At 39.5% G+C, this 9,279-nt stretch carries 9 protein-coding genes; 7 read left to right on the forward strand and 2 right to left on the reverse strand.

Annotated elements, in window-relative coordinates; translation table 11 throughout:
- Both GQR55_RS20110 and GQR55_RS19140 read left to right on the forward strand, forming a co-directional pair.
- The coding region (locus tag GQR55_RS20110) for a hypothetical protein (protein ID WP_206012148.1) at window positions 1-278 on the forward strand (278 nt) is incomplete at its 5' end.
- A gap of 487 nt (window positions 279-765) precedes the next feature.
- Window positions 766-1,446, forward strand: a complete 681-nt coding sequence (locus GQR55_RS19140) for a tRNA-uridine aminocarboxypropyltransferase (RefSeq protein ID WP_166421861.1) — start codon at window positions 766-768, stop codon at window positions 1,444-1,446.
- A 10-nt stretch (window positions 1,447-1,456) separates the two neighbouring features.
- On the opposite strand, the gene GQR55_RS19145 is transcribed toward GQR55_RS19140, so the two are convergent.
- Entirely contained in the window at window positions 1,457-1,972 is a 516-nt protein-coding gene (locus GQR55_RS19145; protein WP_166421862.1) for a hypothetical protein, read from the reverse strand.
- 910 nt (window positions 1,973-2,882) lie between these two features.
- On the opposite strand from GQR55_RS19145, the gene GQR55_RS19150 reads away from it, so the two are divergent.
- Genes GQR55_RS19150 through GQR55_RS19165 form a run of 4 tightly spaced genes read left to right on the forward strand, consistent with a single transcriptional unit; the run spans window position 2,883 to window position 7,516 of the window.
- A complete protein-coding gene (locus GQR55_RS19150) occupies window positions 2,883-3,887 on the forward strand; it encodes a Fe(3+) ABC transporter substrate-binding protein (protein ID WP_166421863.1) in 1,005 nt (334 codons plus the stop codon).
- Entirely contained in the window at window positions 3,887-5,518 is a 1,632-nt protein-coding gene (locus GQR55_RS19155) for an iron ABC transporter permease (RefSeq protein WP_166421864.1), read from the forward strand. The genes GQR55_RS19150 and GQR55_RS19155 overlap by 1 nt, the downstream gene beginning before the upstream one ends.
- Window positions 5,519-6,568: an ABC transporter ATP-binding protein gene (locus GQR55_RS19160; protein WP_166421865.1), complete on the forward strand. Its 1,050-nt coding sequence runs from the start codon at window positions 5,519-5,521 to the stop codon at window positions 6,566-6,568.
- Between the two features lie 48 nt (window positions 6,569-6,616).
- The gene (locus tag GQR55_RS19165) at window positions 6,617-7,516 is read left to right on the forward strand and encodes a Dyp-type peroxidase (protein ID WP_166421866.1); all 900 of its coding nucleotides are present in this window, start codon (window positions 6,617-6,619) and stop codon (window positions 7,514-7,516) included.
- Window positions 7,517-7,532: 16 nt separating this feature from the next.
- Here GQR55_RS19165 and argR read toward each other — a convergent pair whose 3' ends face one another.
- Window positions 7,533-8,000, reverse strand: a complete 468-nt coding sequence (gene argR, locus GQR55_RS19170; RefSeq protein ID WP_002957753.1) for a transcriptional regulator ArgR — start codon at window positions 7,998-8,000, stop codon at window positions 7,533-7,535.
- Between the two features lie 225 nt (window positions 8,001-8,225).
- Here argR and mdh point away from each other — a divergent pair, with 225 nt between their 5' ends.
- Window positions 8,226-9,158, forward strand: coding sequence for a malate dehydrogenase (gene mdh / locus GQR55_RS19175; protein ID WP_007586102.1), 933 nt, complete (start codon window positions 8,226-8,228; stop codon window positions 9,156-9,158).
- Window positions 9,159-9,279: the final 121 nt, after the last annotated feature.

Consider the following 9,279-nt stretch of genomic DNA (forward strand, 5'->3'; position numbering starts at 1 on the left):
AAGTTTTCCTCGCTCAGTCAAGCCAAGACCGCAGCGGTACGCTAGAAATAAAAAAGCCGCTCACCTTAAGTGAACGGCATTACAGCTTTGGCTGGGTTTTTTTATGGGTGAAAGAGCAGGTTTTAAATTACAGTGTTTTAATTATGCGTAGGCGCGGCTTTATCCCGCGTTTTTTAAATTCAAAAAACTTGCGCGAGGTATGCTCCGACTACGGGTTGGGAGTTTGCTGTGGTTGGGGTGACGTTTGTTGTAGTCGCGGCTTTATGCCGCGTTTTTAAATTCAAAAAAAATTGCGCGAGGTAAACTCGCGACTACGGTGGCGCTTGTTAAATTAAAAATTTGCGTGAGGTATGCTCCGCATACGGGTTGGGAGTTTTTTGTGGGCGGGGCTTTATGCCGCGCTTGTTAAATTCAAAAACTTGCGCGAGGTAAACTCGCGACTACGGGGGCGCTTGTTAAATTAAAAAACTTGCGCGAGGTAAACTCCGCATACGGGTTGGTAGTTTGTTGTGGTTGAAGTGACGTTTGTTGTAGTCGCGGCTTTATGCCGCGTTTTTTAAATTCAAAAACTTGCGCGAGGTAAACTCGCGACTACGGGGGCGCTTGTTAAATTAAAAATTTGCGCGAGGTATGCTCCGCATACGGTTTTCTATTACTTGGTTTATACCTAACCTGAGCGCTAGGGTATCCATCTCACAGCCCTTACATATCTATTATCACCAAATATAGCTACAATGCGCGCCTAATTAATTGAAGGTAAATACAGTGAAAAACTCAGTTTTGGCATTACGCGCTCAGCAAATAAGTGAATCTCGCCGTGAATTCAATGCTCGAGGCGGTAAATTAGATCGCTGTGAACAATGCTTAATAGCCAAACATTACTGTATTTGTAAAGGTGTTGAGCACGCTCAGTGCGATGCTGCTGTATGTTTACTGATGTACCATAATGAAAGTTTTAAGCCCTCTAATACAGGGCGATTAATCGCGGAAATTGTTCCTAATAACTATGCGTTTAGATGGGATAGAACAGACCCAGATCCTGCTTTTTTAGCTTTAATAAACGATCCCCAATATCAGCCAATGGTAGTGTTTCCTGCTGAAGACGTAGAAGAGGGCAGAGCAATTACTGAAGTGAATATTGAAGAGGGTAAAAAGTTACTATTTATATTTTTAGATGGTACGTGGCGCGAAGCTAAAAAAATGATTCGCAAAAGCCCATACTTAGATAACTTGCCTGTACTTTCTGTTACTGCTGATAAACTATCTGATTACCGATTACGTGTTGCCCCTCATGCGCATCAACTAGGCACTGCTGAAGTGGCTATTATGGTGCTAGCGCTTGCGGGAGAAATGGATGCATCTTCTAAATTAGAACAGCATTTTATTAAGTTTCGTGATGCGTATTTGCTTGGTAAGCGCAATAAAGGCCGACCGCTAGAAGAGTAGTTTTACGCAGTTAAGCGAAAGCTTGCTGCTCTTTTAAGTGAGCAAGTGCTTTATTTTGAATTGCTCTGAAGCCTTCTTCAGATGTTAATTGTAAAACCGTATTATATAATTGGCTTACGCTATTGTGAGCCTGAATAAACGAGGTGCAGTCCTCACCAATCATATCCTTAGCCTCTTCGACTCGCTTTAAAAAGTAACAGCTAATATCGGTTTTTCCCTTAAAGTTAGTGGTCGCAATAGCGTTAGATACTCTATTAAGCTGATAACTAAATTCATCAGGTCTAGCACCTTCTCCCCACTTGCCGGTGCGAATATCACTTTCTAATTGGATAATTACGTTAATTATATTTTTAAATTCGCTTATTGGCATATCAAAAAAGTTATAACCTGCAGGATTAAACAATGCTTTATAAGGATTTTCTTGAGGAATTTCCGTTGTAAAAATTCCGACAGGGCTAGCTGTATTTATACTTGATGCTTTTAGTGAGAAGGTATTGCTTTGGGTCGTCTTAAAGTTCATGTCCATTGAGTATTTATAATCCTTATATTACTTAGTTATCGGCGCAGCCTATTAAAAATTTAGTGAAATTTAAAACAAATACTCAGTTTCTTATCGATAAATAGACACCGCGTCTAAATCGATTGATGGCACTTGCTAAGTCCCAAATTTTAGACAAAGAAAAGCGCGCTCTATCTCTAGGCGCGCTTGCGGAATCTTCTAATTTTCTGCATCCTGCAATTGAACTTAATCAACTCCAATTTTTACTAATCCATGTTTATTACTATATTACTTTTTAGTTCTATGTAATGTAGACCATCCGGGCCTGTATCCTTCAATTCCTAAACATCCTGTAGGGTAAATACTATTACCAAATCCTTAATTACACTTCCTAGTGTATCCCTATTTTAACCAATCCATTGTGTTGCCTTAAAAGGCCTGTCCTTTTATTCCTTCAACATCCTGTTGAACAACTTAGCCGTGTTGTTATCCTTTTCGCATCTTCCTGACACTGTCCTTTTTACAACATTGTGTTGTGATACTCATCCTGAGCCTGTCCTAAAATCCGTGTTGTCCTGGTAACCTAATCATTGGTTGGTTGAGTAAGTAGTCCATTTCCTTTTACTCAATAAGCGTCGTTGCTTGGTTGATGCGTAAATTATAGTGCAATAGAGCAACTAAAATAGGGATAAAACTACATTCAATTAGTATTTACGCAATAGTAATAATGTAAAAGTTCAGTTAATACAAGTGTCTATGTTATTTTTGTGTGTTTTTTATCTTGATTTTTACTCATTAGCTGTCACGTCCGTAAGACATCTCTTACACGGTATTTCCTTTTTGGGCGTTATTTACATATTTACATTTATTTAAAGTGTGCACTTTTTTAATGAGCACGGTAGAATTCGATGATAATAACAATTATTTAGGTGAAATAATGAAGACAGTATTTACACTTGTTTTAGGATTAGCGGTATCGGTACCCGCCTTTGCAAGCGATGTTGTTAACATCTACTCTTTTCGTCAGCCGTTTTTAATTCAGCCAATTTTAGATGATTTTACAAAACAAACGGGAATAAAAACCAATGTTGTTTTTGCTAAAAAAGGGTTAATTGAGCGTGTTAAACGCGAAGGCAAACACAGTAAAGCCGATTTAGTATTAACCTCTAATTTTAGTGCGCTTATTCAATTAGAAGATTTAAAATTAACACAAACTATAAAAAGTGACAGTGTAAATAATAACGTGCCTGCAGCTTTTCGCGATGGCGACGGGCAATGGGTTGCTCTTACTAAGCGAGTGCGTAATGTGTATTCATCAAAAGAGCTAGTGGGTGCATTACCTGAGCTCACTTATGAAGATTTAGCTGACCCTAAATACAAAGGGCAGATTTGTACGCGATCTGGTAAACATCCCTATAATTTAGGTTTAGTGGCTTCTATGATTGCACACCATGGTGAAGCGCAAACTAAAGAGTGGCTTGAAGGTGTTAAGGCTAATTTAGCACGTAAACCGCAAGGTAACGATCGTGCTCAAGTTAAAGCCGTTAAAGAAGGTTTATGTAACTTAGCATTAGGTAATAGTTACTACCTTGGCAAAATGCTAGAAGATAAAGAACAAAAAAGTTGGGCAGAGGCCGTAAATATTAACTTTCCGAATCAAACTAATCGTGGCTCACACATAAATGTATCGGGTGCGGTTATTACCAAATACGCTAAAAACCCTGAAAATGCGTTAAAGCTCATAGAGTATATGACCGACAGTAAAGCACAAAATATGTATGCCTCATTAAATATGGAGTACCCAGTTAAGTCGGGTGTTGAACTATCAAGTTTGGTTGCCTCTTGGGGTAGCTTTAAAGAAGACAGCTTGCCACTTGATGAGATAAGTAAATATCGTCCATTAGCGCTTAAGCTAATTGATGAGGTGAAGTTCGATCTTTAATGACTAATAAATTTAAGCTGTCTAAATGGCAGCTCTTTGCGTGGTCGACTGGCTTAATTCTATCGGCCCCGTTGTTTTTTCTTCTTTTTGAATCTCTACAAGGTAGCTCTGAGGTGTTTTCTCACCTGTGGGATACCGTGCTTTGGGATTATATAACCAATACCGTATTGCTTGTTTTAGGTGTTTGTGTGCTTAGCTGCGCCATTGCATTACCTCTTGGCTGGCTAACAGCTTATTGTACTTTCCCCGGTAAAAAACAGTTTGAATGGGCACTTATGCTGCCCCTTGCTATGCCCACTTATATTATTGCCTATGTATACACCGATTTATTAGATTATGCGGGCCCGGTGCAAATAGCGCTGAGGGAATGGTTTGGCTGGGAATCACCTAAAGATTATTGGTTTTTTGATATTCGTACATTACCCGGCGCCATCGTTATGATTGCCTTGGTGCTTTATCCGTATTTATTTTTGATTTTTAAAACGGCTCTTCGCGAGCAGTCATTCAAATTAGTACAAGCTAGCCAGTTAATGGGGTTATCTCCTTGGCAAAGTTTTTTTAAAGTAAGCTTAGTACTCTCTCGTGGGGCTATTGTGGCGGCTCTTGCGCTTATAAGTATGGAAACCATGGCTGACTTTGCAACAGTGAGTTATTTTGCCGTAAGTACATTAACGACTGCCGTATACGATACGTGGTTTGGTTATTACTCACTTACAGCGGCAGCTAAAATATCGGGTGTGATGTTATTACTGTTATTTTTAGCATTAATGGCAGAGCGTTTTAGTCGTCGTAACCAAGCGGTATTTGAGCGCCAATCAAGTGTAAATAGTGAATCTCTCTATGTATTAAAAGGGAAGTCAGCTTTTCTTGCAACGGCATTTTGCAGCTTTATTTTACTTATCGCGTTTGTAATTCCTATTGCAGTACTTGTAAATTACGCCATTACCTATTTTGATAAAGCATGGAACATAGAGTTTTTTAGTTACGCTTGGCAAAGTTTAAAAGTGGCAGGGGTTGTGAGCCTAATAACTATTACGCTAAGTATTTTTGTTGTGTTCTATCAGCGCGTGGCAAAGCAAACGTATCCGCTTATTCCTGGACGTTTAGCAAGCACAGGGTATGCGTTGCCTGGCACGGTACTCGCAATTGCGGTTTTGTTACCCCTTACATTATTAGAAAACACCATTAACACAGCGCTCGAGAAGTATAATTTAGATATTGGCTTACTTCTTACAGGTAGCATTCTTACTATTATTATTGCTTATATAGTTAGGTTTTACGCCATTGCACACGGAGCAATAGAGTCGAGTTTTTTACGTATTAGCCCATCACTTGATATGGCAAGCCAATCAATGGGTAAAAGCCAAGGGCAAACGCTGCGTTTAGTGCACCTACCTTTACTGCGAAGAGGATTGCTTACTGCTGCATTATTGGTATTTATTGAGTGCATGAAAGAGTTGCCTGCGGCGCTATTGCTCAGACCGTTTAATTTTGAAAGCTTAGCTACTCATGTATTTCAGTATGTGAGTGACGAGCAGTTAGAGCTTGCTTCAATATCGGCATTATTTATTGTTATTGTTGGGTTTATTCCTTTGTATTTTATTAATCGTTCTATGGAGCAGCGTAGTTAAATGAGTAGTTTAATTTTACAAGGCGTGAGCTATCACTATAACGGCACAAAGGTTATTCACGATTTAGATTTAACGGTGGGTAAAGATGAGATTGTTTGCTTACTCGGAGCGAGTGGATGCGGCAAAACGACCACATTAAAAGCGATTGCAGGTTTAATTGAAGCCAAGCAAGGGTCTATTTTTATAGACGGTAAATTAGTGAGTGATGAGCAATCATTTATCTCACCTGAGCATCGTAACATCGGCATGATGTTTCAAGACTATGCGTTGTTTCCGCATTTAACGGTGGCAAATAATATCGCATTTGGGCTTAGTAAAATGAGTAAAGCTCAAAAGCAGCAACGCGTTGATGAAATGCTTAAGCTGGTACATTTAATTGGCTGTGCCGACAGGTTCCCGCATCAGTTATCGGGTGGCCAACAACAACGCGTCGCTATTGCTCGTGCATTAGCTTATAAGCCTAGTTTATTGCTACTTGATGAGCCCTTTTCAAATATCGATACGCAAGTACGCTTTGAATTAATTGCCGATATACGTCGAATTATTAAGGCAACTCAAGTATCTGCTGTGTTTGTTACACACTCAAAAGAAGAGGCGTTTGCGTTTTCAGATACACTTGCCATTATGCATCGCGGTAAAATTGAGCAACAAGGCACGCCTGAGCAGCTTTTTGCAACGCCATGTTCAAAGGAGGTTGCAGAGTTTCTGGGTCAGGGCATATACTTGAGCGCAGAAGTATTAACAGCAACTGAATATAAAACGCCATTTGGTTTAGTCGAGTCCTATGTTGAAAGTAAGCATAACGTAAGCATAGGGCTGATATATGTACGTCCGCATCAAATAGAATTAGTGGCAGATAACCAAAGTGACAAATTTAGTAAGCGAGCTACAATCATAAGTCGTCGCTTTATAGGTTCGGCATATATTTATTCGGTTGTTATTAATGAGCAAGAAATTGAAGTTGCAGCACAATATGGCCAGTCATTTGAAAATAATGAACAGGTTATAATAAAAATAAAACCTCACACGGTGAATTTTTTCGAATCGTAATTAATTTGTTATTCGCTGTGTTTTTATCTGTAAAATTAAGGAATAACAATGGCGCAAGCGCAATCAGGGATTTGTGCTGAAGCAAACTTACACGGTTTGCACTTATTTTTTAATGTGTTTGATGGTCAAGATGAATCACTTCGCGCAAAGTTAAAACAAGTAAGCGCCATTGAAGAAGAATTTAGCGATCAGTTTTCAGAATCAATGCTCTCTTGTATGGTTGCTATTGGTGCGCAATATTGGCCGCATATTCTCCCAGAGTTCATTCCTAGTGAATTACAGAGCTTTCCTAATATAAACCACAGCGATCACCAAATGAGCGTACAACCGTGCGATTTATTTGTGCAAATTCGCTCTGACCGTGAAGACGTTAACCATTTATTTGCGCTGCAAATTTTAAAACTATTTGCCCCCGATGTTGAGCTGGTGGAGCAAATTCGTAACTTTCGCTTTTTAGATGGTCGTGATTTTAACGGTTTTATTTATGGTGGCGACACCGCGCATGGAAGAAAAAAGCGCGCTACGGCTTTAATTAGTAACCCTGGCAATTTTGAAGATCAGGGAAGTTATATTCATGTTCAGCGTTATAAGCATGACTTAACTATGTGGCAGCACTTATCATTGAGTGAGCAAGAACAAATAATGGGGCGTACGCGCCTTGATAACACACTAATTACCCCCACGCTTGAAACCAGCCATGCTTCGCGAAGTGAGCTAAAAGACGAAGACGGACAGCCGCTACTATTAAATCAAAGCATGCCTTATGGCGATGTATATGAGCAGGGAATGTTATTAATTACATGTGCTTGTACGGGTACTGCATTTGAAAAAGTACTTAATAGCCGTTTAGGGGAAGGGGATTGCTACGACCACTGGCTTGATTTTACTCAAGCCGATATGGGTTCTGCTTTTTTTGCACCTTCAGTCGGTTTTTTAAAACAGATTTAGTTTACTAATTTAGTTATTAAACCGTATCAAATAAAATGCGAACACGTTCAAGTGTTACGTCTATTTCAGAAATTTTAGCTGGGGCGATAAAAATAGTATCGTCGCCTGCAATTGTGCCTAGCACGCCATCTGCTTTACCTAATGAATCTAATAAACGCGCAATAAGCTGAGCCGCACCAGGGCTGGTACGAATGATGATCATCATTTCGTTGTGCATAATGTCGATTACTAATTGGCGTAACGGACTTTTAGCCGTTGGTACACCCATTTCAGCAGGTAAGCAGTAAACCATTTCTTGTTTAGCATTACGTGTGCGTACAGCACCAAACTTACTTAACATGCGTGACACTTTACTTTGGCTTATGTTGTCAAAGCCTTGATCTTTTAACGCATCAACTATTTCGCCTTGAGAGCCAAAGTTTTCTTCTTTTAAAAGCGATTTAAATGCTTTTACCAGTGCTTCTTGTTTATCTTGTGGTTGCATAGTCTTCATTCGTTTTTGTTATTTATGCCGCAAATTCTACACAAAAATGAATAATTATGCAGCAGTTGTTTAGTTAACTTGCCAGTTTGATGCGTTAAATCACAAAAGTTTACGACTATGGTCGAAAATATACTTGAAATAGACAGGATAAATTTGTTTTTAGTCGCTAATTTCATTATCTTAAGAGCCACAAATGTTTCCTACCTCAAATTACGGAGAATTCCAATGAAAGTTGCTGTATTAGGTGCTGCAGGCGGTATCGGCCAAGCGTTGTCTTTATTATTAAAAACAGGCTTACCAGCTGGCTCTGAATTATCACTTTATGATGTTGCACCAGTAGTACCAGGTGTTGCGGTTGACCTTTCTCACATCCCAACAGATGTTAAAGTAGCAGGTTTTGGCGCAGATGAATTAAACAAAGCGCTTGAAGGCTCTGATATCGTTCTTATCCCAGCGGGTATGCCACGTAAACCAGGTATGGATCGTGCTGATTTATTTAATGTAAATGCTGGCATCATCAAAACTTTAGCAGAAGGCATTGTTGCTAGCTGTCCTAAAGCGTTAGTAGGTATTATTACTAACCCAGTAAACGGCACAGTTCCAATTGTTGCTGAAGTATTTAAAAAAGCAGGTACTTACGACGCTAAACGCGTATTCGGTATTACTACGCTTGACGTTATTCGTTCAGAAGCATTTGTTGCTGAGCTTAAAGGCGTAGACGTAGCAACTGTTAAAGTACCAGTAATTGGCGGTCACTCAGGCACAACTATTCTTCCTTTACTTTCTCAAGTTGAAGGTGTTTCTTTCACTGATGAAGAAGTTGCTGCACTTACTCCACGTATCCAAAATGCGGGTACTGAAGTTGTAAATGCTAAAGCAGGCGGTGGTTCAGCTACGCTATCTATGGGTGCTGCTGCAGCTCGTTTTTGTATGTCTTTAGTTAAAGGCCTACAGGGTGAAGAAGTTGTAGATTACGCTTACGTTGCTGTTGAAAATGGCGATGCAGAGTACTTTGCACACCCAGTACGTTTAGGTAAAAACGGCGTAGAAGAAATTCTTTCTTACGGCGAACTAAGCGCATTTGAAACAAAAGCAAAAAATGACATGCTTGAAACTCTGAAAAAAGACATCAAAGAAGGTGTTGATTTCATGGCGTAATAGCCAAAGTAGAATAACAAAAAAGCCTGCATTTGCAGTAATGCCGATCATTTAAGAAATAGTTAATAGCACTTGAACGATCTTCTAGGTATGTAAGAATCCGAATTCTTTTGTAGAATTC

This window comes from Pseudoalteromonas sp. Z1A8 (assembly GCF_011378855.1).
In the GTDB taxonomy this organism is placed as follows: Bacteria; Pseudomonadota; Gammaproteobacteria; order Enterobacterales; family Alteromonadaceae; genus Pseudoalteromonas.

Excerpts from the sequence above, each read along its gene's own strand:
- GQR55_RS19150 (WP_166421863.1), top strand. The coding sequence starts at position 2,883 with ATGAAGACAGTATTTACACTTGTTTTAGGATTAGCGGTATCGGTACCC.
- GQR55_RS19165 (WP_166421866.1), top strand. The coding sequence starts at position 6,617 with ATGGCGCAAGCGCAATCAGGGATTTGTGCTGAAGCAAACTTACACGGT.
- GQR55_RS19155 (WP_166421864.1), top strand. The coding sequence starts at position 3,887 with ATGACTAATAAATTTAAGCTGTCTAAATGGCAGCTCTTTGCGTGGTCG.
- GQR55_RS19160 (WP_166421865.1), top strand. The coding sequence starts at position 5,519 with ATGAGTAGTTTAATTTTACAAGGCGTGAGCTATCACTATAACGGCACA.
- GQR55_RS19145 (WP_166421862.1), bottom strand. The coding sequence starts at position 1,972 with ATGGACATGAACTTTAAGACGACCCAAAGCAATACCTTCTCACTAAAA.
- argR (WP_002957753.1), bottom strand. The coding sequence starts at position 8,000 with ATGCAACCACAAGATAAACAAGAAGCACTGGTAAAAGCATTTAAATCG.
- mdh (WP_007586102.1), top strand. The coding sequence starts at position 8,226 with ATGAAAGTTGCTGTATTAGGTGCTGCAGGCGGTATCGGCCAAGCGTTG.